This window comes from Rhodococcus ruber (genome assembly GCF_027270735.1).
Lineage (GTDB): Bacteria > Actinomycetota > Actinomycetes > Mycobacteriales > Mycobacteriaceae > Rhodococcoides > Rhodococcoides rubrum_A.
In genome coordinates, this window is the sequence record NZ_JAPWIJ010000002.1 from 574,654 (window position 1) to 593,965 (window position 19,312).

Below are 19,312 nucleotides of genomic sequence, written 5' to 3' on the forward strand. Positions count from 1 at the left end.
TGGCGCTTCACCAATCGTGCATACTGCCGTCGAGACGGCGATTGACGGGCAGGTACTTGGGGTTGTACGGGTACTTCGCGGCAGCCTCTTCGTTCACCTCGACGCCGATGCCCGGCTGATTTCCCGGATGCATGAAGCCGTCGGTGAAGGTGTAGCTCGTCTGGAACACGTCGCCCGTCGGGTCGACGTGCCCCATGTACTCCTGCACGCCGAAGTTGGGAATCGACAGATCCACGTGCAACGCGGCAGCAAGCGATACGGGCGAAAGATCGCCCGCACCATGAGATCCCGATCGAACGCCGTACAGATCGGCCAGCGAGAAGATTCTGCGCAGATGGGTGATACCGCCGGCGTGCGAGACCGACGCGCGGATGTAGTCGATCCACCGGTTGGTGATCAGATCCTGGCAGTCCCAGATCGAGTTGAAGATCTCTCCGACGGCAATCGGGGTGGTGGTGTGCTGACGAATGACGGCGAAGGCGCTCTGATCCTCCGCGGGCGTCGGATCTTCGATCCAGAACATTCGCATCTCTTCGAGGTCTCGCCCGAGTCGTCCCGCTTCGATCGGACTCAGGCGATGATGCACGTCGTGCAGGAGATGGAAGTCGAACCCGTGACGTTCTCGGACGGCACCGAGCATCTGGGGTGCGAACCGCATGTACGGGGCGGTGTCCCACGAATCCTCCTGCGGCGCAGAGCCGGATGCTGGTTCGTAGAAGCCGTCGACCGGAATTCCGTATGTCTTCTTCAGACCGGGAATGGCCGACTGGGCACGAATTGCTTTGTAACCCTTGTCGAGATGAGCTTGGACGTCGTCGAGCATCTCTTCGATGCTGCCGCCGCTGGCGTGACCGTAGACCATGATTCCGTCTCGTGCAGCACCCCCGAGGAGCTGGTAGACCGGCATATCTGCAGCCTTGCCCTTGATGTCCCACAGTGCGACGTCGACCGCGGCGATGGCCGTCATCGTCACCGGACCACGCCGCCAGTACGCACCCTTGTACAGGTACTGCCAGATGTCTTCGATCCGATGGGGATCGCGTCCGATCAGGAGCGGCGCAATGTGATCTTTCAGGTACGACTCGACTGCGAGTTCGCGTCCGTTCAGCGTCGCATCACCCCACCCGACGATGCCCTCGTCGGTGGTGATCTTGAGGGTGACGTAATTGCGTCCCGGAGCCGTCACGATGACAGTGGCGTCGATGATTTTCATTGCGGTCCTTGCAAAGTGGTGTCGATGACGATCTTGAGCTGCGTGGGGTCGGTGAGGGCCGCTTCGAGAGCTGCGGCAGACTCGGCCAACGGGTACGTCGATGTGACGAGTGCGGCGAGGTTCACTCGCGCCGATCCGGCGAGAGCGATTGCCTCGGCGAATGCCGAAGGGCCGTAACGGAAGCACCCGCGGATGTCGAGCTCCCAACGTTGCACTGCTCCGATCGGGAATTCGGCGACTGCGCGGCCCGGCACGCCGACGAGCGCCAGGATGCCTGCCGGGCCGAGGGAGCGTGCCGCATCGGCAATGGCCCCGGGATGGCCCGAGCAGTCGAAAGCAATGTCGAAGGCGCCCTCGGGCAGTGCATCTTCGCCCGAGCGCAACGTCGTGGTGGCACCCAGCGCTGCTGCAATCTCGAGCCGCGCGGGTGCGACGTCGGTGATGGTCGTCTCCGATGCGCCCAGGGCGATGACCGTCTGCAGAACCAGCAGTCCGATGGGCCCGGCGCCGGTGATCGCGATGCGCTTGCCCAACACCGACCCGACCCTGGCTGCGGCCCACACTGCGACGGCCAAGGGCTCGATCAGCGCAGCGACGCCATCGTCGATCGAATCCGGGAGTGGGTGCGCGAATTCGGCTGCGAGGACAACAGACTGCCGCAGCAGTCCGTGGTTCGGTGGGGATCCGAAGCAGACGACGCTGGGGCAGACGTTGTAGTGACCGCTCAGGGTCAGCGGTGAAGTGCCGTTCGGAACCGCGGGCTCGATTGCCACTCGCTGGCCGATCCGGTGCTGGGACACGCCCGCTCCGACCTCGGTGATGACCCCGAATCCCTCGTGCCCCAATACGGTGGGCTGGGTCAGCGAGTTGGAGCCGTTACGGCCGTCGGCGTAGTAGTGCAGGTCCGAGCCACACAGGCTCACACCGTGTACCTCCACCCTGACCTGGCCGTCTCCGACCTGCATACGGTCGATCTTCTCGATCCTGAGGTCACGTGGACCGTGCAGAACGGCCGCCTCGTCGTTGCCGCTGATCACTGCCATCGCTGTAGAGCCTCCGCCGTAGTGCCTTGAATATCAGTACTACCATACTAGTGACGAAGAGCACTTCGTCAAGGGTTCGGCGCTGCGGGCCGCGCGGCGCCCCGCGTTAGTCTTGACCGGTGAGCACACAGAGCAGCAGGAAAGTCACGGCGCGAGAGCGGGCGTACCGAGAGTTACGCCTACGCATCGTGTCCTTGACGCTCCCCCCGGGTAGCCCGCTGTCGGAGAACGACCTTGCCGAGCAGATGTCCGTGAGCCGGACACCCGTCCGCGAAAGCTTGATCCTGCTGGCCGAAGAGGGCCTGGTTCAGGTCTTTCCGCAACTCGGCACCTTCGTCTCGCGCGTCGACACCGAACGGGTTGCCGATGCCCAATTCGTCCGGGAGGCAATAGAAACCGCGTCTTTGAAAGATGCAGTCACGTCTCGCTCGGACCAGGACCTCGCTGCGTTGCGCGCCAATCTGGCAGCGCAGGCCCAGCCTGGAATCGACATGGATCAATTCTTCGAGCTGGACGAGCAATTCCATCAGCTTCTCCTCGCAGCCGGCGGACACTCTGCCGCATGGCGGTCCGTCGAATCCGCGAAGGCTCACCTGGACCGAGCACGACGACTGGGGCTGCGTGACACTCGGCCCATTCGCGACCTGATCGAACAACACACCGCAATAGTCGACGGCCTCGAAGCACGAGACTTCGAGGCCGCCGCCCAGTCGATGCGTGAGCATCTGCGCGCCGTGTTCGCCGATGTCGAACACATCAAGAGCAAGAGCCCACACCTGTTCTCCAACAGCAACGAGCGCCCGACGCGCAAGGTCGTCTCCAGCTGGGAGTGAGTGCGGCTCCACCGCAGTGGTGCGGTTACGTGCCCTCCAGGGGACTCAACCGCACCACTGCCGTAGGCACTACAGGCGCTCGACGATGGTGGCGTTCGAGAGACCACCCGCCTCGCACATCACCTGCAATCCGAAGCGCTGCTCGCGCTCGACGAGTGCGTGGACCATGGTTGTCATGATTCGGGCACCGCTGCCGCCGAGGGGATGACCGATGGCGATGGCTCCGCCGTTGACGTTGACCTTGTTCATATCTGCGCCGGTTTCCTTCGCCCAGGCGAGCACAACCGACGCAAAGGCCTCGTTCACCTCGAACAGGTCGATGTCATCCATCGTCAGGCCGGCCTTCGCAAGTACCTTCCTGGTGGCCGGGATGACGGCGGTGAGCATCATCAACGGATCGTCGCCGGCCACCGCGAAGCTGTGCAGCCTCGCCATCGGAGTCAGTCCGAGTTCCTTCGCCTTCTCACTGGTGGTGATCATGACGGCCGCACTACCGTCGTTGACCTGACTTGCGTTACCCGCGGTGATGTTCCAACCGATTTCCGGGAACCGCTGCGCCATGGCGTCGCTGTAGTATGCCGGTCGCAGTCCCGCCAGCGCATCGAGTGTGGATCCGGTGCGGATTCCCTCGTCGCGGTCGAGCCCGCGGATTGCGGTGATCTCCCGCTTGAAACGCCCCTCTTCGGTGGCTGCGGCAGACTTCGCATGACTCGACAGAGCGAACTCGTCCATCTCGGTACGGCTGATACCCCATCTCGCCGCGATCAATTCGGCACTGATGCCCTGCGGTACCAACCCTTCCGGATACCTCTCGGTGAAACCGACACCTGCCGGATCCTCGGTTCCCACCAGGTTCGACCCCATCGGAATGCGGCTCATCGACTCCGAACCGGTAGCCACGGCCAGATCGTAAGCACCGGAGATCACGCCCTGCGCAGCGAAATGTATTGCCTGCTGGCTACTTCCACATTGCCGATCGACGGTGGTTGCGGGTACCGATTCCGGATAGCCCGCCGCCAGCGCCGCACGCCGAGTCATGTTCGACGCCTGATCCCCTACCGCGGTGACAACTCCGCCGATGACGTCGTCGATCTGGGTCGGGTCTATCCCACTGCGCTGCACTACTTCCCGCAGACTGTGGGCCATCAGGTCGACTGGATGCGCGGGATGCAACGTGCCGTTCGCTTTGCCCCGTCCGACCGGGGTTCTGACTGCCTCGACGATGACTGCGTCTCTCATGACGGCTCCTTGTCCGATCGATCCGTTCCTATCGGATCGCTGACACCACGGTACGAGCTGGCTATAGTTTTGTAAAGCCAGTAGGATCATGGCATGCCCCTCCACATGGACGGCCCACTGTCCGATCTCGGCAGCTGGACAGCAGGCGACCGTTGCTCCATCGCACGCGCGCTGTCGGTGGTCGGCACCCGATCGACGATGCTGATCCTGCGCGAAGCCTTCTACGGAACCACCCGCTTCGACGACTTCAGCCGACGCGTCGGCATCACCGACGCCAGCAGTGCGGCCCGACTCAAAGAACTGGTCGACGTCGGAGTCTTCGTCAAGAAGCCCTACCGCCCCGACAAGGGCAGAACGCGCTACGAATACGTTCTGACGAGAATGGGCGAGGATCTGCTGCCCGTCGTACTCGGCTTGATGCAGTGGGGCGACCAGTACCTGCAAGAAGACGACGGACCGCTCGACGTCGTCGATTCACGAGGCGAGCCCGTGCGCGTACGCGTCACCGACGACAGTGGTTCCGAAGTGCCGATGAACGAGCTGCGTGTGCGCATTTCCTGATCGCCCCGGATCACACCGCCTCGACAGCGAGTGCGACTCCGATACCGATGAACAACACCCCGGCCACTCGGTTCCAGGATGGCGAGTTCGACGAACCGCCGGCCAGTCGGCCCACCGCGACGGTAACGACCGCCCAGACTGCCAATCCAATTGCCACATCGACGATTCCGAGTAGACCGATCTGCAAGGGAAGCGCTCCGTCGGCATCGACGAACTGAGGCAGGAGCGCGACGAAGAACAGAACGGCTTTGGGATTGAGCAAGTTCGTCGCCAGACCCATGCGGAACCAACGCACATCGGACGTCGCACTCCCCTCGGACGACGACTGCCGCAGCGCCGAGATACCCAGCCACACCAGGTACAGGCCCCCGAGAATCTGAATGACGCTCAGCGCAGTCGGCGATCTCGAGATGAGCAGCGACAGCCCCACCACCGCGGCGACCATGTGCACGCACAGTCCGGTCTGCGCGCCGAGGCCCGCTCGCCACCCCGCGGCGCGGCTGCTCGCCGCCGCTCGGGCCACCACAGCGAAGTCAGGACCGGGTATCGCGTAAGCCAGGAGCACGACACCGAGGAACGGTAACCATTGGATGTCCGTCATTGCCTCGACGGTATCTGATGCTTTTCAATACGTAAACCGTTAGAGTTGCCGTATGGATTGGAACTGGCTCGGCGACCACTTCGCACTCGACGTGGTCAACACCGTGCAGTTGCAGCGCGGCGCCTACGCCGATTTGATCGACTCGCCTGCCGACCTCCAGGACTGGGCCGAACTGCAGGGCGCGCGAGTGCCCGAGGTCATCTCCGCCGATGCAGACATGGACGCGTTCAAGGTGACGCGCGATCACATGCTGTCGCTATTGCGGGCGGTGGCGTCGAACATGGATGTTCCGCGAGAAAGCGTCGAACACATCGACAGCATCGCCCGACGCCATCCGGTGACCCGACGGCTCGATCTCGGAGACGGCGGTGGCGTCGGAGATGTTGTGGGAACGGAAGATCCGATCGAATCACTGTGCGCGCGGGCGGCGTCCGCCGTCATCGACCTACTCAACGGGCCGGATCGAGCCCGCTTGGCCTTGTGCGACGCTCCGCGATGCGGTCAACTGTTTCTGCAGGATCGGCCCAATCAGCAATGGTGTTGCAGCGCATGCGGGAATCGAGCGCGCGCGGCACGACACCACGCGAAGGAGAAGCGCGGATCATGAACATCTCGGTACGCCAGGTGGTACTCGACTGCACGGACGCCCGCCTACTCGCCGAGTTCTATCGGCATCTCCTGGGATTCGAATACGTTCCTGGCGACGCCGAACCGATCGACCCGGACTGGCTCGCCATCAACGCACCCGACGGCTCGTGGCGCATCGCGTTCCAGCAGATCGACGCTCTTCCCGAAGCAACGTGGCCGGACGGCGAACACCCACAGATGGCGCACCTAGCCTGAAACCGACGCACACATCCACGCCCCTCGTGGGAATTCACACCCCCCGAACGGGGCGTGGATTCCTAACTGGGGCGTCGATCCCGACACACCAATACATCGGCGAGGGCGTGAACTCAGCCCAATTGCACTGTTGCCGTAGCGCGGTGACCGAAAATTCGCTTGCCCTCGAATGTCGCACCGATGGAGACCACAGCGGTGCGAGTCGCCTCGTCCTTCGACTTGATCTTGCCACTGAAGACGATGTCGGCGGGCTTGTGCGTGTCCACCGGGATCGGGGTGGTGAAGCGAACGGTGTAATCCTTGACGGCACCCGGATCGCCGAGCCACTCGCTGATGAATCCGCCGCCGACACCCATCGTGAGCATGCCGTGGGCCAACACGTTCTCGAGGTCGATCATCTTGGCGAACTTCTCGTCCCAGTGAATCGGATTCGCATCACCCGCGACGCCTGCGTAGTTGACGAGATCTCCCCGAGTCAATCGCACCGTGCGCGTGGGCAATTCGTCTCCGACACTCACCTCGTCGAACTTCTGTGTCGGCTGTCCCCGGTACTCCTCGACGATCAGCGGCTCGTGCTCCTGCGGGGTGGACAGGGTGTCGTGCTCGCTCGCGTTGGCGACTGCTGCATCCATCGACGCGCCGAACATCACCAGGTTGCGGGCGGCATCGGCGATGGCCGGATCGATTTCACCGGACCGTCCGACGAGCAGCGTGGTGTACGTGGTCTGCACCAGTTCGTTCTTCTGGTTGGACACGACGTTCTTGGTGACCATCATGTCTCTACCCATGACCGTCTTGAACGAGTCGAGCGAGACGTCGCACGTCAGCTGATCGCCGGCCAGGATGGGCTTCTGGAACACCAGCACCTGGTCGGTCTGCAGAATTTGGCTCAGGTCGTAGCCCTCGGCGATGGACTCGAGGAGCTTCTTCTGTGCGAGCGTGCCGACCAAGGACATGAATGTCAGAGGTGCAACCAGAGCGCTATGACCCAGCGCGGCCGCGGCATCGCCGTCCCAGTGCGCGGGGTGGAAGTCCTGGACCGCGCGAGCGTACTCACGAATCTTCTCGCGACCGACCTCGTAGTAGTCCTCGGTGCGGTAGTGATAACCGACCATGCTCCGCGCGTGCTCCGCCGGGTCGAATGCCTGTTCGTCGGTTGCTACCGCACCGGACTCCGCTACCTGCTCTGCCACTGTTGACCCACCGTCTCGTCCCCTGCTGTTCGTCATTACCCGAGAAACCTACCCAACGACGACGCTGGTTGGCCAGGACGGTCCGTCAAGCAGATCGGTGTCGCGCGGCGTCGTTGTAACCCACGACGCCCACCATCGAGTCCTGTGCCGAAAGCCCACCGGCCCGGCTCATCGCCCCACGCGGGTGGTGCTGGCGCGATGCAACAGCATCGACGGCCATCAGCGCGGCACCGTGAGCCGTGAGCGACTCAGGATTCGCAGGCACGATGACAGGCAACATCAGATCTCGGCGAAACATCCGGCGAAGGGACGGAAGGTTGGCGCAGCCGCCGACCATGACCAACGCGTTCACTGCACAGGGAGCATCTACGATGACGCTGGCAACCCAATCCTCGAGCGAGCCGATACTACGCTCGAGCACATCGTCGAAGGTGTTGCGCCACAAACGAACCGGGCCACCGACGAACGGTCCGGCGACCTCGGCCACCCGCAACCTGGACAGTTGTTCCCGAGCCGTGCGTACTGCGACCATCAGGTCCGCTCGTGCGCGATCGGACGCCAACTCGTCAGCTCCGAACGTCGAGAGCATGTACCGCGAAATCTGCTCGTCGCAGCCGATGCCGCCGAACAGCGTGGTGCGCACCGAACTGAACACCCTTCCGGTGGCCGGGTCTGCGATGGACATCGTGGTACCGGACGCTCCGATGTCGCAGATCGCGACGGTACGTGCGCCCTCGAGCTGGCCCGTGCCTCGCAGGTACCGCAGCTGAGCACCGAGTTCCGACGCGACCAGCAGACGATCTGCCTCGTACGTGGAGTACGCCGACGTCCGGCCTCGGGCACCGGGATCGTCGGGGACAGCCAAGACGATGTCTGCTCGCTCGACCATCTGATCTCGGGACATCGAGTCGAGCAGATCGAGGGCGACCTGGAGATGGTCGCCAGGGTCGAACGAGTGCACGATGTGGGCCGACCGCACCGATTCGTCGATTGCATCGACGGCGACCCCTCGGGCAGTGGCAGAACCCACCGAGACACCAAGGACTGTTCTCATGTTCCCTCGACTCGAATAGCTACTCCGACCAGCCGATAGTAGCCCCCTAACCGCCCCCTGGACAGCAAAAGAAGGAATTACCTGAACTCGGAGTTTGTTTCGACCGATTCGTCACACCTTCGGCCCGCATTCGATGCGCATCACGCGACGTGATCGAAGGGATCACGGCGGTCGGACAACAACGGTCCCCAGTCTTCCTGCGCCGACGTCATGGCCGCGCCGCCGACACCGTTGGCCGAGTCCATACCGCGGGCGGTGGCAACTATGGAACGAGCCGACTGCACCAGAGACACATCGAACCGGAAGCTGTGTGCCGCCAACTCCGCGAACGCGTCATCGGGACTACAGCCACGCAGGGCGATGAGAACCCCCACTGCCCTGTCGATCGTCGTGCGGGTCACCACGTCTGCTGCGGAACTGTCGGTCATCGGATACTCACCGTCTACTGGTCGATCACCCGATGGTAGCGAGGCTCGAGCAGAAGTTCAGCTGTCGCAGTGGAATTCACACACCCGTCATAAGACGGACTTGTCCGAGTATCAAACCCGCTCGCTCACAATGGAACAACAACTTCGGATCGGTCCACCGTCGGTTCCGCGGCAGGCTCCTCCGGGGTGGACGTGGGCTCGGTTGTCACCGGAACCTCCACGGTGGTCGTGGGCGGATCCGTGTCGGGAATCTCGGGCTCGGGTTCCGGCTCGGGCTCCGGCTGCGGCTTCGGATCCTTTGTCGGAGTTCGCCCACCGCCCGCCTCGTCACCGACGGGCGAGCTGTCGCCGCCACCGACGATCACTCGGTCGGGTTTTCCGCCGCCGCCGTACCCACCGGTGTTCGACGCGGCTTCGGCTACCGGAGTCGGAACAATGCCCGCCGATGGTGGTTCGCTCCACGCGCCGACAGGGACCGGCCCGAACGTGGGTGCCTCGAGGGCCGGCGTATCTGCGGAAGGAACACTCGCCGAACCGAAAGGTACACCCGTGTCATCAGCCACCGCTGTGGGCGACGACGACGTCTCGGCGACGACGATGGCGTCCGACGTACCGACCTCGCGGCTCTGCTCGGGGCCTGTTGCCGCCAGTGCCCAGACCGTGGCACCGCTGAGCGCGGCCAGAATTGCGACACCCAAACCGATCATCGTCAGTCGCGCACTGCGCGGAGTGCCCATCCGATCACCGTGGGAAGGACTCCCGACATCCTCACCCGCTTCGGGTCCGTCAGCCGACAGCTCGCCCCGCCACGCGACAGGGCCGGTCGCGGTACCGAACAGTGCGGCCGCGACTGCGAACGGAACCTCGGCGTTCAACCGCGGATCTCCGGCGTCCACCACCCCGACGTCACGAACATCGTGGGCAGCCAAGGCGGCGCGAACGATCGCGCAGAGCGCAATGCTGTCGCAGACCACCGCTGAGCCGACGATATGCAGATCGTTCTGGGCCGCCTGCACCCTCATGATTCCGAGCATTGTCGTGACGGCGTCACCGACACCGCCGGGAGCCGCTGCAACAGAAACAGTGCGGGTGGAAATTGGCCCGAGTTCGGGCAGATCGGCCTCGACCAGGACAGCCGACACCTCTTCGACACCGACGTGTACGCCGAGCGCTATGGACATGATCGTCGACTCCCCCGAATCCAATTCCGACTCAGAGTACCCTTCGGGGCGTCGAACAGGGAACTAAATTGTTTTATGTGGAGATCAGAACTCCAGCTTGCTCGCTTCGTCTCGGGCCGACTCTGCCGCGCGGCGCTCGCGCTCGAAGAGCAGACCGAACGTGAAACCATTCTCTCCTGCCGTCGTCCCCGCTCGCGCACCCAGCGTCCGCAGAATGCCCGCCGCGATCACCGCATCCTGATGCTCGCCGAGCACTTCCTGAATCATTTTGAAACGCTTGACGTTTGCCTTCGAGATCTTCTTGTCCACCAACGGGGCGACCAGCTCGGCCGCATACCGAGCTCGCTTCGAGGCCTTGCGAGCGCGGTGCAACGCCTCGTCGTCGGTACCCAGCACCGCACTCTTCGTACGATCGATCGCCTTCTTCCCGGCCTTGTGCGCAAGTTTGACCAGGAGGCGGTCGTTGACCTCTCCGTCGATCGGCAGTCCACGCGACCATGCCGACAACTGCGTCAGCAGCTCGCGATAGCGGTCGCCGTCGAGTTCGGCCATCGCCGTTTCCCGATGCCGAATCTGCTCTGCCAGCAGATCGTTCTCGATACGCGAGGCCACCGGCCCCAGCACCCATTCGGATGGCAGTTCACGCAGAGCAGCCGCGAACCGCGCGCGCTGCACCTGGCGGTCTCGCACCTCACCGAGAAGACTTGCGTACCAGGATAGTTCGGCCTCCAGATGAGCTGCCGGCTCGTCCTCGAACACACTCCCGAACACCCTAAGAGTGCTGCGATACCGCCTGATCGCCACCCGGGTGGAATGAATCGGATCCAACCCTCGACGCAGATACACGTCCCCCGCGACGATTGCCTGCACCTGCTCGTCGAGGTAGTCCGTCAGCAGCTGAAGTCCGGTGTCGGCCTGCGCCTCGCGCACAACCGACAGCGCTCGATCCAACTTCGACGGATGCGCCGACAGGCGAGCACCGGCTCCGCGCAGCAGCTTTCCGGCTTTCTTCAGAAACGACTCGGAGCCGGCAGGGCCGAGCTCGACCTCTACCTCCCGCCACCGCGGGCCCGTCGCACCACCGATCAAGACCACCGACACCTCGTCGTCGGCGATCTCCGCAATCACCGCCCCGTCGGCGTCGGACACCGAATGCACAGTCCGGCGCGTCGTCAATGTCGCCACCGCGGACAACTGCCCACCCATCACGGCACCGCGGAGAACGTCGGCCAGCTCGTCCGGCACGACGTCGTCGGCACCGCTACCGAGAGGAAGTCGAATCTCCGTCCGCGCCTTCTCGGCCGGAACCTTCGCATGCCAGCCGTTGTCGGAATCACCGGTGCGCCGCCGCAGCGTGATTCCCCGCCGCAACAGATCGTGCCCGACGGTATCGAAGTACTCGCTGATCAGATCGGTCTCACTCGATTCCAGTGCCCCGTCGGTGGGCACCAGCGAAGCGAGAGTGGGCAACTCGAAATGTGCGTCGACGTCGAACTTGTCTTCGCGCTCGGTCTGAATCGACTCCATACGACCATCCTGCCTCGAGTACCGGTGCCGACGGCGGCGGAAGCCGCAGACCCGTCAGCCTCGCGGCATGTCCAGCTTCGGGAGCGGGAGATCGAACGTCCGAGTCGATCGTGTGGGGGTGGCCGGAGCCCGTGTCGTGGTGGTGGCCGGAGCCCGTGTCGTGGTGGTGGCCGGAGCCCGTGTTGTAGTGGTGGCCGGAGCCCGTGTCGTGGTGGGCGGTGCCACCGTCGTTGCCGGTGCCACCGTGGTCTGCTCCGAAGTGGGCCTGACGGGAGCCGTCGACTCGCCGTTGTCGGAAGTCGAACTGCCGGGGGGCGTCGTTCGCCGGGGCGCGGTGGCCCGTGCCCCATCGGAGGTGGTCGGTGCGTCCGACGAAGATGTGGTGGGCGTGGAGGTAGTGGGCGTGAACGCCGGGGCGGAGGTGTCGCCGGACGGGGATGTCGACTCCGTCGTGGTCGGAAGCGGTGCCGACGGCCCTTCCGGATCTGCAGGGGAACCGGCCGATGCAGGCGCGACGGACCGGGAGCGGACGGTCTGCGACGAATCCTGCGAGCTGCCCACCGATGGCGCCGGATCGTCGGTACTGGTCCGTGCCGCTGCGGCGACGACGGTCCCGGCCGCGCAGACGGCAACCAGTGCGGCGACTGCACGTCCGAGATGCCGGGACTTGTTGACTCTGGTCATTCGCTTGGAGGAGGTGTCGCTGTGGCGCGGGCGTTTGGAGACCACCGAACCCACCGGGACAACTGCGGCCACCTCGCGATCGGCGGAATCGCTACCGACGGCCGCGAATTGCTCGGTGATCGCGTCGTGTGTCGCCGGCGCAGGCCGAACGCCGACCGTCCGAGCAATTCCTGCCGCACCGCGCGCCGCCAACAGTTCCGGTTGTTCGGGTACGAACACCGGTATCGAGACTGCGTCGAACAAGAACTGCCGAACGATCTGCATGTTGGCACCACCACCGACCGCGACGACGGCGTCGACGCGGATGCCCTGCGCGCGAACGGTATCGAGCACATCGACTGCCGCCGAAACGGCTCGCTGCACCGAATCGGCGATGAGCTCGTCGACGGTGCCACGCCACAGTGTCGCGCGACCGCCGACGAAGGGTCCGGGAACCGAGACGCTGCGAAGTCGCGACAGTTCGTGTTTGCCGACTCGAACGTCGTGGACGAGCCGTCGACGAGCCTCGACCGTCAGTGCCTCTGCTGCCCCGAACATGGCGATGAGGTGATCACACAGGACGCGATCGCAGGCATCACCGCCCAATTCGTCGGTGCGAGACGCGGCGAGTACCCGGCCGCTGTGGACATCGACCACGGACACCGACGTGCCGGACGCACCGACGTCGAACAGCGCGACGCAGCCTTCCCCGACCAGCACACCCGTTTCTCGGAGCGCACCCAACTGGGCACCGAGCTCCGAGACGAGCACGACGCCGTCGGAGAAATCCTGATCGAAGGCCGTTGTGGGGTCACTCTCGCGAAGCGCGAGCACCGGGTAGAAGTCTGCGGACGCATGCTCGGTGGCCAGATTGTGCACCGAGGTGACCACGGCGTCCCACGGATCGGGAGCAAGACCGTTGGGTGCGGGCCCTGACGCCACTGGCTCGTGTACTTCCAGGACGGAACCGGGGCGAGCGTTGTTACTGATCACACTGCGAACACCGCTCGATCCCAGTGACGCACCGAGTACAGACGCACCGACAACCGGGGACACAAGAAACCTCGTTCTGGTAGGCCCCAACCCACGTTCGCTCACCAGAGTACTGCTACAACCATCCGTTCGTCATGTTTTACCCGCCGAAAACAATCTCGGAGGTCAGTCCACGCTCGACTGATTGAAGTTCAGGTACGCCTTGGACGGGGTGGGGCCGCGCTGACCCTGATACTTCGACCCGACGGCGGCGCTGCCGTAGGGGTTCTCGGCAGGCGACGACAGCCGGAAGAGGCACAGCTGCCCGATCTTCATTCCCGGCCACAGCGTGATCGGAAGGTTGGCGACGTTGGACAACTCCAACGTGATGTGGCCACTGAAGCCCGGATCGATGAACCCTGCCGTCGAATGGGTGAGCAGACCGAGCCGACCGAGTGAGCTCTTTCCTTCCAGGCGACCGGCCAGATAGTCCGGCAGCGTCGTCAGTTCCAGAGTGGAGCCGAGCACGAATTCACCCGGGTGCAGAACGAAGGGTTCGCCGGCCTCGGGCTCGACCAGCGTCGTCAACTCGTCCTGCTGCAACGCCGGATCGATGTGCGTGTAGCGAGTGTTGTTGAACACACGAAACAGCTTGTCGAGCCGTACATCGACACTCGACGGCTGAACCATCGACGGGTCGAACGGTTCGATCGCCAGGTTGCCCAGGGTCACCTCGGCGCGGATGTCACGGTCGGAGAGCAGCACCTCTGCAGGTTACTGGTCCATCACGGCCTCTCGCGACACACCCGAGTCCCGGTCAGGGTGAGTAGCCCGGCAAAAGAAAATCCGGACAATCGAGCGGCACCACCTTTCACACTCGGGCAACTCCTATCAGGAAGAGTGAAATGAGAATTCCATCCGGCGTTCCGTCGTACCAGGACGATCGATCTCGATGCCGCATTGTGGCCGCAACGCCCAAAAACAATCCGGCATTGTGGGATCGATTCCTCGACGGCGCAGAGGAAAGTTATACGAGACACGGTGTTGCTTCGGCGCTGGAAATGTCGACCATTCGAGACGGCAACACCACCACCCTGTTCTTCGCAGCACTCGATCACGCCGAGGTGATGGTCGGCGGGGTGCGCGTGCAAGGCCCGTATTCCTCGGTGGATCAATCACACGCACTCGTCGAATTCGCCGGGTATCCGAACGGCCGCCGCCACGTTCACGCGATGCTCGACGAGCGCATCGCGCACGGGGTGGTCGAACTCAAGTCGGCATGGGTCGCGCGAGACGCACACCGCGGCCGCGCCGTCACGGCAATGATCGCGGAGTCGCCCGCGTACAGCACCGCCCTGCTCGGCGCGCGGTACGCACTTGCCACCGCGGCCTCTCATGTCCGTAGCTCATGGCTCGCCACCGGCGCGGTCATCGCCACCCAGATCGAACCGATTCCCTATCCCGACAACCGCTACCGAACCGAGGTGTTCTGGTGGGACAGAAAAACTCTCGCGTTCGACGCCGAACTCGCCACCTGGCGACGGATGCGTCGCAACACAGCCACTTTGCTCGCACACCGTCGACCGTCCATCGAACTCCCGGAAGCAGTGGCGTCATGAGCGACGCATGGCAGCCTGTGATATTCGACAAGACGGACGCCGCGCAGTGCGCCGCACTGAAAGAACTCGAACAAGATACGAGCCTGACATTTCTGGACGAGCGCGAGACCCAGAGGAATGGCTTGCGCACCCTCCTCCCCAGTCCTGAGCAGAGCCTCCTCGACGAGAACGACCGGTGGGTGTACTTCCCATGGCGAAAAACGGTTGTCGCAGTTCTCGGACCCATGTCTTTTCGACACCTGAGGCTCGACAGAAACAGGAACAAGATAACCCGTTCCGAGCAGAATTCATTGGGAGATCTCACGATCGGAATTATCGGCCTCAGCGTCGGACACGCCATTGCCCACACGTTGGCACTCGAAGGGATCTGCGGAACGCTGCGCCTGGCAGATTTCGACGAGATCGAACTGTCCAATCTCAACAGAATTCCGGCATCCATCCTCGATCTCGGTATCAACAAAGCGGTCGTCGCAGCGAGACGCATTGCGGAGATAGATCCGTATCTGCGTATAGAAATAGTCCAGGACGGAATCACGGAGGACACCATCGACGGGTTCTTCGACGGACTGGACCTGCTCGTGGAGGAATGCGACTCGTTGGACGTCAAGGTCCTCGCCCGCGAAGCAGCCAGGTCGCGCCGCATCCCGGTGTTGATGGAGACATCCGACCGCGGGTTGCTCGACGTCGAACGCTTCGACCTCGAACCCGAGCGCCCGGTGTTCCACGGCATACTCGGAGACATCGCCTCGACGAGCCTGCGCGGCCTGGGCACCCGCGACAAGATTCCGATAGTGCTCGACCAGCTGGACGCTGCACTGCTCTCGGCGCGCATGGCCGCCTCGATGGTGGAGGTGAGCGAGACGATCGAGACGTGGCCACAGCTGGGCGGCGACGTACAGCTCGGTGGTGCCACCGTCGCGGCCGCTGTTCGACGCTTCGGCACCGGAGCCCACCTGCCGTCGGGACGAATTCGCATCGACCTCGACACCCACCTCGATGAGCTCGCGTCTCCTCGTTCGGCTCCGACCAGGACGGATGAACTGACCCCGGCCGAAGATGCCGACGGTTCGCCGCCGAGCTCCGTCGATCCCGACGCGGCCGTTCTCGACGCTGCTCGACGCGCACCGTCCGGTGGCAACAGTCAGCCGTGGACGATGTCGACCGACGGACGCACAGTGACGATAGGCGTCGACCGATCCCGCACCTCAACCCTCGACATCGCTTTTCGTGGCAGCTACGTGGCAGTGGGAGCCGCAGCCTTCAATGCTCGCGTGGCCGCCGCCGCGCAGGGCAGATTCGTCGGTGAGCGCATCACCGACCACGGAGTCGAGATCGCCTTGCGTGAGTGCGGCCCCGGACCGATCACCGACCGGCGGCTACTCGACGGCGTTATCGGACGCTGCACCAATCGGGGGTTGGGCACTGCCGAGCCTCTCGACGCGAGGGTCGCAGCAGACGTCGTCGCTGCGGCCGCCGCGGAAGGTGGGCGAGCCGTGCTACTGACTGCACGCGAATCCATTTCTGCGGCTGCGGACGTCCTCGGCGACGCCGACCGTATTCGGTATCTCACACCGCATCTGCATCGAGAGATGTTCTCGGAGTTGAGATGGCCAGGAGATCCCGATCCGAATCGAGGCATCGAGGTATCGAGCCTGGGGATCGACGATGCGGATCTGTCCAAGCTCGAGATCGTCAAGCGGCCGGACGTCATGGCCCTCGTCGATGCCTGGGACGCCGGCGCGGCACTGGGGTCCGACATGCGCGATCGGGTGCTGTCCAGCTCAGCGCTCGTGGTGATCGTCGTACCAGGATCGACCGCAGGCCATTACATCCGAGGAGGATATGCAACGGAGAACGTTTGGGTAACTGCACATTTGCACGGACTCGCCGTCCAGCCGGTTTCTCCCGCGTTCCTGTATGCGCGCACTCCGAAGGAACATCAGCAGCTGTCGATGCACCGCGGAGAAGCGTTGCAGCAGTTGAACTCGAGGTTCCGCATGCTCCTCGACATCACCGACCTCGAATCGGTAGCGCTGGTGTTGCGGCTCAGTTGCGCCCCGAAAATCGGGATTTACAGTCGCAGACTGCCTGTTTCGGGGCCCGGATCGGGGTAGAGTCCGGCCGAGACCAGGGGGAACAGTCCTGCACTGCGTCTGCGAAGAGGCGGGAGCGGGGCACTGGAGCACACACGAACGCTCGAGGTTCTCGTCACCCGCGTCGCAACCGAGCTCATGGGAGTCGATGCGGCGACGGTGCACGAGGCCTACGAATCCGTTCTGAGACAACTCGTGGACCACCTCGGCATCGACTTCGGTTTCCTCCGGCACAACGATTTCGAGGCCAGAGCCACCGTGCTCAGTGCCGAATGGCCCCCGCGACTGAGCAGACCCGATCCGGATCCGCTGGCCGTCGTGAAGTTCGACGACGCCGACTCGGTGTTCCGACTGGCCGAAACACTGACCGAACCGGCAGTGTTTCGGCCGGGCCAGCAACAGGAAGGCTATCGCCGACGCGTCGAACAGGGATCGGGATTCTCGGCGACATCGATGGCCGTGGTGCCGCTGCTGCACACGGGAAGAACCATCGGCATCCTCGGCCTGATCAAAGTCGGCGACCGCTCCTGGTCCGAGATAGAACTCAACGCGCTCAAAGCAATTGCGGCTCTTCTCTCCCAACTACAGGCACGGGTGATCGCTGAGGAACAACTGCGATTCGCGGCCTTGCACGACCACCTGACCTCACTGCCGAACCGCACCGCCCTCGCACAGCACCTGCGCGACCGACTCGACCCGACGATGCCCGGCCCCGTCGCAGTGATGCACATCGACCTCGATCGGCTCAAAGCACTGAACGACTTTCTCGGGCATCTCGCCGGAGACCACTTCCTCGAGACCATCGCGAATCGACTGCAGAGCTTCGTCGGCGATTCGGCCGGCATCGTCGCGCGTCTTGGCGGCGACGAATTCGTCGTCGTACTCGCCGGACCGTGCTCGGTCCGCGTCGCGAGACACCACGCCGAAGCCATCGCCGACGCCATCAACGCACCCGTCACCCTCGGTGTCGAACGGATAAGCCGCAGCGCGAGCATCGGCATCGCCTTCGGCCACCCCGGCCGACACACCGCGGAATCGCTACTGCGACAGGCAGATCGAGCAGCATTGGTGGCCAAACGTGCAGGCGGTCATGATATCGCTCTGTTCACCGACGAAATGCATGCCGATTCCGAACTACGCAACGACGTCGAGATCCACCTGCGTGAGGCCATCGCAGGCAACTCCCTGATTCTGCATTTTCAGCCCGAGGTGGACCTCGTCTCGGGGCGGATCACCGCAGTCGAAGCACTGGTTCGATGGCAGCACCCCACCCGCGGACTGCTACCCCCGTCCGCGTTCATCCCGGTCGCCGAGGAGACGAACCTCGCGGGCGAACTCGGTCGCTGGGTTCTCGAACATGCCTGCCGCACGCTGGCCGACTGGCACCGGGACATCCCCGAACTCGACATCTCGATGCGCGTCAACATATCGCCCGTCCAACTCGTCACCAACGGCTTCGTCGGTGCTGTTGCCAGAGCGCTGGAAGAGTTCTCGATAGCCGGTCCCAACCTCTGCCTGGAAATAACCGAAGTAGCAGTGGTGCAGGATCTTTCACGTACTCGCGTGACGCTTCGCGAACTGCGCGAGCTCGGCGTGCAGGTAGCCATAGACGATTTCGGCACCGGATACAGTTCACTGTCGCACCTGAAGGAACTGCCCGTCGACGCCCTCAAGATCGATCGCGCCTTCGTCACGGAGCTCGGCAACGGAACCACCGGCGACCTCGCCATCGTCCAGTCCATCATCGGTCTCGCCGATGCGTTCGGGCTCAGCATCATCGCCGAAGGCGTCGAAACGCAGAGCGCGAGAAACACCCTCGTACAACTGGGCTGCACTCGCGCGCAGGGATATCTGTTCTCCAAGCCGGTTGCCGCCGAGGACGCCCTGATCCTGCTGCACGGTGTGCGAATCGACGTCTGAGCGCCCTGCTAACCTGAACGGTGCAACACCATGCCGGTGTAGTTCATTGGTAGAATGCGACCTTCCCAAGGTTGAGAGGCGGGTTCGATTCCCGTCACCGGCTCCACGGATCGCCCGCGGGTGCACGTCGTTCAACATGCAACGAGGGCAGACTCCGGCGTAGACGCCGACCCACAGACCATGAATGTCGATCGGGTCCGCGTCAGCACCATCCGACCTCTTTTCACATACGAGAGGCCCGGCCATGACGGCCGGGCCTCTTCTATGTGCGCTGTCGACACAATTCGGAGGAAAGAAAAAGGTATATGACTTTTATGAATAGAAGGCCA

18 protein-coding genes and 1 tRNA gene are annotated in these 19,312 nt (G+C 63.7%); 8 read left to right on the plus strand and 11 right to left on the minus strand.

The genetic code is table 11. The annotated features are described in order from the left end of the window. Positions 1-7: 7 nt before the first annotated feature. A complete protein-coding gene (gene manD, locus O4220_RS06445; RefSeq protein ID WP_269602853.1) occupies positions 8-1,213 on the minus strand; it encodes a D-mannonate dehydratase ManD in 1,206 nt (401 codons plus the stop codon). Continuing rightward, positions 1,210-2,256, minus strand: coding sequence for an alcohol dehydrogenase catalytic domain-containing protein (locus O4220_RS06450; RefSeq protein ID WP_269602860.1), 1,047 nt, complete (start codon positions 2,254-2,256; stop codon positions 1,210-1,212). Before O4220_RS06450 ends, manD begins: the two co-directional genes overlap by 4 nt. A gap of 119 nt (positions 2,257-2,375) precedes the next feature. On the opposite strand from O4220_RS06450, the gene O4220_RS06455 reads away from it, so the two are divergent. Next, positions 2,376-3,089, plus strand: coding sequence for a GntR family transcriptional regulator (locus O4220_RS06455; RefSeq protein ID WP_269602861.1), 714 nt, complete (start codon positions 2,376-2,378; stop codon positions 3,087-3,089). Between the two features lie 69 nt (positions 3,090-3,158). On the opposite strand, the gene O4220_RS06460 is transcribed toward O4220_RS06455, so the two are convergent. Then, positions 3,159-4,328, minus strand: coding sequence for a thiolase family protein (locus tag O4220_RS06460; RefSeq protein ID WP_269602862.1), 1,170 nt, complete (start codon positions 4,326-4,328; stop codon positions 3,159-3,161). A 93-nt stretch (positions 4,329-4,421) separates the two neighbouring features. Between O4220_RS06460 and O4220_RS06465 the strand changes: the two genes are divergently transcribed. Further along, positions 4,422-4,889, plus strand: a complete 468-nt coding sequence (locus O4220_RS06465) for a winged helix-turn-helix transcriptional regulator (RefSeq protein WP_269602863.1) — start codon at positions 4,422-4,424, stop codon at positions 4,887-4,889. 10 nt (positions 4,890-4,899) lie between these two features. Here the strand turns inward: O4220_RS06465 and O4220_RS06470 are convergent, their stop codons facing one another. Next, positions 4,900-5,490 (minus strand): LysE family translocator, encoded by a 591-nt coding sequence (locus O4220_RS06470; protein WP_269602864.1) that lies wholly within the window; start codon positions 5,488-5,490, stop codon positions 4,900-4,902. 52 nt (positions 5,491-5,542) lie between these two features. Here O4220_RS06470 and O4220_RS06475 point away from each other — a divergent pair, with 52 nt between their 5' ends. Together O4220_RS06475 and O4220_RS06480 are read left to right on the plus strand one after the other, a co-directional pair. Further along, positions 5,543-6,097 carry a CGNR zinc finger domain-containing protein gene (locus tag O4220_RS06475; RefSeq protein WP_269602865.1) on the plus strand — a complete coding sequence of 185 codons (555 nt, stop codon included), beginning with the start codon at positions 5,543-5,545 and terminating at the stop codon, positions 6,095-6,097. Next, positions 6,094-6,333, plus strand: coding sequence for a VOC family protein (locus O4220_RS06480; protein WP_269602866.1), 240 nt, complete (start codon positions 6,094-6,096; stop codon positions 6,331-6,333). The genes O4220_RS06475 and O4220_RS06480 overlap by 4 nt, the downstream gene beginning before the upstream one ends. A gap of 113 nt (positions 6,334-6,446) precedes the next feature. Here the strand turns inward: O4220_RS06480 and O4220_RS06485 are convergent, their stop codons facing one another. The 7 genes from O4220_RS06485 to dcd form a co-directional block, all read right to left on the minus strand. Next, positions 6,447-7,562 (minus strand): fused (3R)-hydroxyacyl-ACP dehydratase subunits HadA/HadB, encoded by a 1,116-nt coding sequence (locus O4220_RS06485; RefSeq protein ID WP_269602867.1) that lies wholly within the window; start codon positions 7,560-7,562, stop codon positions 6,447-6,449. Positions 7,563-7,611: 49 nt separating this feature from the next. After that, complete coding sequence (locus tag O4220_RS06490) at positions 7,612-8,580, minus strand: Hsp70 family protein (protein WP_269602868.1); 969 nt, start codon at positions 8,578-8,580, stop codon at positions 7,612-7,614. 140 nt (positions 8,581-8,720) lie between these two features. Then, the gene (locus O4220_RS06495; RefSeq protein WP_269602869.1) at positions 8,721-9,008 is read right to left on the minus strand and encodes an ANTAR domain-containing protein; all 288 of its coding nucleotides are present in this window, start codon (positions 9,006-9,008) and stop codon (positions 8,721-8,723) included. Positions 9,009-9,133: 125 nt separating this feature from the next. Continuing rightward, the gene (locus O4220_RS06500; RefSeq protein ID WP_269602870.1) at positions 9,134-10,189 is read right to left on the minus strand and encodes a hypothetical protein; all 1,056 of its coding nucleotides are present in this window, start codon (positions 10,187-10,189) and stop codon (positions 9,134-9,136) included. An 84-nt stretch (positions 10,190-10,273) separates the two neighbouring features. Then, the gene (locus O4220_RS06505; RefSeq protein ID WP_269602871.1) at positions 10,274-11,716 is read right to left on the minus strand and encodes a CYTH and CHAD domain-containing protein; all 1,443 of its coding nucleotides are present in this window, start codon (positions 11,714-11,716) and stop codon (positions 10,274-10,276) included. Between the two features lie 54 nt (positions 11,717-11,770). Beyond that, entirely contained in the window at positions 11,771-13,372 is a 1,602-nt protein-coding gene (locus O4220_RS06510) for an Hsp70 family protein (protein ID WP_269602872.1), read from the minus strand. 165 nt (positions 13,373-13,537) lie between these two features. Beyond that, the gene (gene dcd / locus O4220_RS06515) at positions 13,538-14,116 is read right to left on the minus strand and encodes a dCTP deaminase (RefSeq protein ID WP_032377592.1); all 579 of its coding nucleotides are present in this window, start codon (positions 14,114-14,116) and stop codon (positions 13,538-13,540) included. Between the two features lie 140 nt (positions 14,117-14,256). Here dcd and O4220_RS06520 point away from each other — a divergent pair, with 140 nt between their 5' ends. The 4 genes from O4220_RS06520 to O4220_RS06535 all read left to right on the plus strand — a co-directional run bounded on the left by O4220_RS06520 (position 14,257) and on the right by O4220_RS06535 (position 19,089). Continuing rightward, complete coding sequence (locus tag O4220_RS06520; protein WP_269602873.1) at positions 14,257-14,970, plus strand: hypothetical protein; 714 nt, start codon at positions 14,257-14,259, stop codon at positions 14,968-14,970. Further along, positions 14,967-17,084: an Rv1355c family protein gene (locus tag O4220_RS06525; RefSeq protein WP_269602874.1), complete on the plus strand. Its 2,118-nt coding sequence runs from the start codon at positions 14,967-14,969 to the stop codon at positions 17,082-17,084. The genes O4220_RS06520 and O4220_RS06525 overlap by 4 nt, the downstream gene beginning before the upstream one ends. A 117-nt stretch (positions 17,085-17,201) precedes the next feature. Further along, positions 17,202-18,983, plus strand: coding sequence for a bifunctional diguanylate cyclase/phosphodiesterase (locus tag O4220_RS06530; RefSeq protein ID WP_332112800.1), 1,782 nt, complete (start codon positions 17,202-17,204; stop codon positions 18,981-18,983). Between the two features lie 32 nt (positions 18,984-19,015). Further along, positions 19,016-19,089: transfer RNA gene (locus O4220_RS06535), tRNA-Gly, on the plus strand. Positions 19,090-19,312 lie beyond the last annotated feature (223 nt).

Bases quoted from the DNA above. Each gene is read 5' to 3' on its own strand.
- O4220_RS06530 (WP_332112800.1), top strand. From the start codon at position 17,202: ATGGGAGTCGATGCGGCGACGGTGCACGAGGCCTACGAATCCGTTCTG.
- O4220_RS06495 (WP_269602869.1), bottom strand. From the start codon at position 9,008: ATGACCGACAGTTCCGCAGCAGACGTGGTGACCCGCACGACGATCGAC.
- O4220_RS06490 (WP_269602868.1), bottom strand. From the start codon at position 8,580: ATGAGAACAGTCCTTGGTGTCTCGGTGGGTTCTGCCACTGCCCGAGGG.
- O4220_RS06465 (WP_269602863.1), top strand. From the start codon at position 4,422: ATGCCCCTCCACATGGACGGCCCACTGTCCGATCTCGGCAGCTGGACA.
- O4220_RS06470 (WP_269602864.1), bottom strand. From the start codon at position 5,490: ATGACGGACATCCAATGGTTACCGTTCCTCGGTGTCGTGCTCCTGGCT.
- O4220_RS06520 (WP_269602873.1), top strand. From the start codon at position 14,257: ATGAGAATTCCATCCGGCGTTCCGTCGTACCAGGACGATCGATCTCGA.
- O4220_RS06460 (WP_269602862.1), bottom strand. From the start codon at position 4,328: ATGAGAGACGCAGTCATCGTCGAGGCAGTCAGAACCCCGGTCGGACGG.
- O4220_RS06485 (WP_269602867.1), bottom strand. From the start codon at position 7,562: ATGACGAACAGCAGGGGACGAGACGGTGGGTCAACAGTGGCAGAGCAG.
- manD (WP_269602853.1), bottom strand. From the start codon at position 1,213: ATGAAAATCATCGACGCCACTGTCATCGTGACGGCTCCGGGACGCAAT.
- O4220_RS06500 (WP_269602870.1), bottom strand. From the start codon at position 10,189: ATGTCCATAGCGCTCGGCGTACACGTCGGTGTCGAAGAGGTGTCGGCT.
- O4220_RS06525 (WP_269602874.1), top strand. From the start codon at position 14,967: ATGAGCGACGCATGGCAGCCTGTGATATTCGACAAGACGGACGCCGCG.
- O4220_RS06475 (WP_269602865.1), top strand. From the start codon at position 5,543: ATGGATTGGAACTGGCTCGGCGACCACTTCGCACTCGACGTGGTCAAC.
- O4220_RS06505 (WP_269602871.1), bottom strand. From the start codon at position 11,716: ATGGAGTCGATTCAGACCGAGCGCGAAGACAAGTTCGACGTCGACGCA.
- O4220_RS06480 (WP_269602866.1), top strand. From the start codon at position 6,094: ATGAACATCTCGGTACGCCAGGTGGTACTCGACTGCACGGACGCCCGC.
- O4220_RS06450 (WP_269602860.1), bottom strand. From the start codon at position 2,256: ATGGCAGTGATCAGCGGCAACGACGAGGCGGCCGTTCTGCACGGTCCA.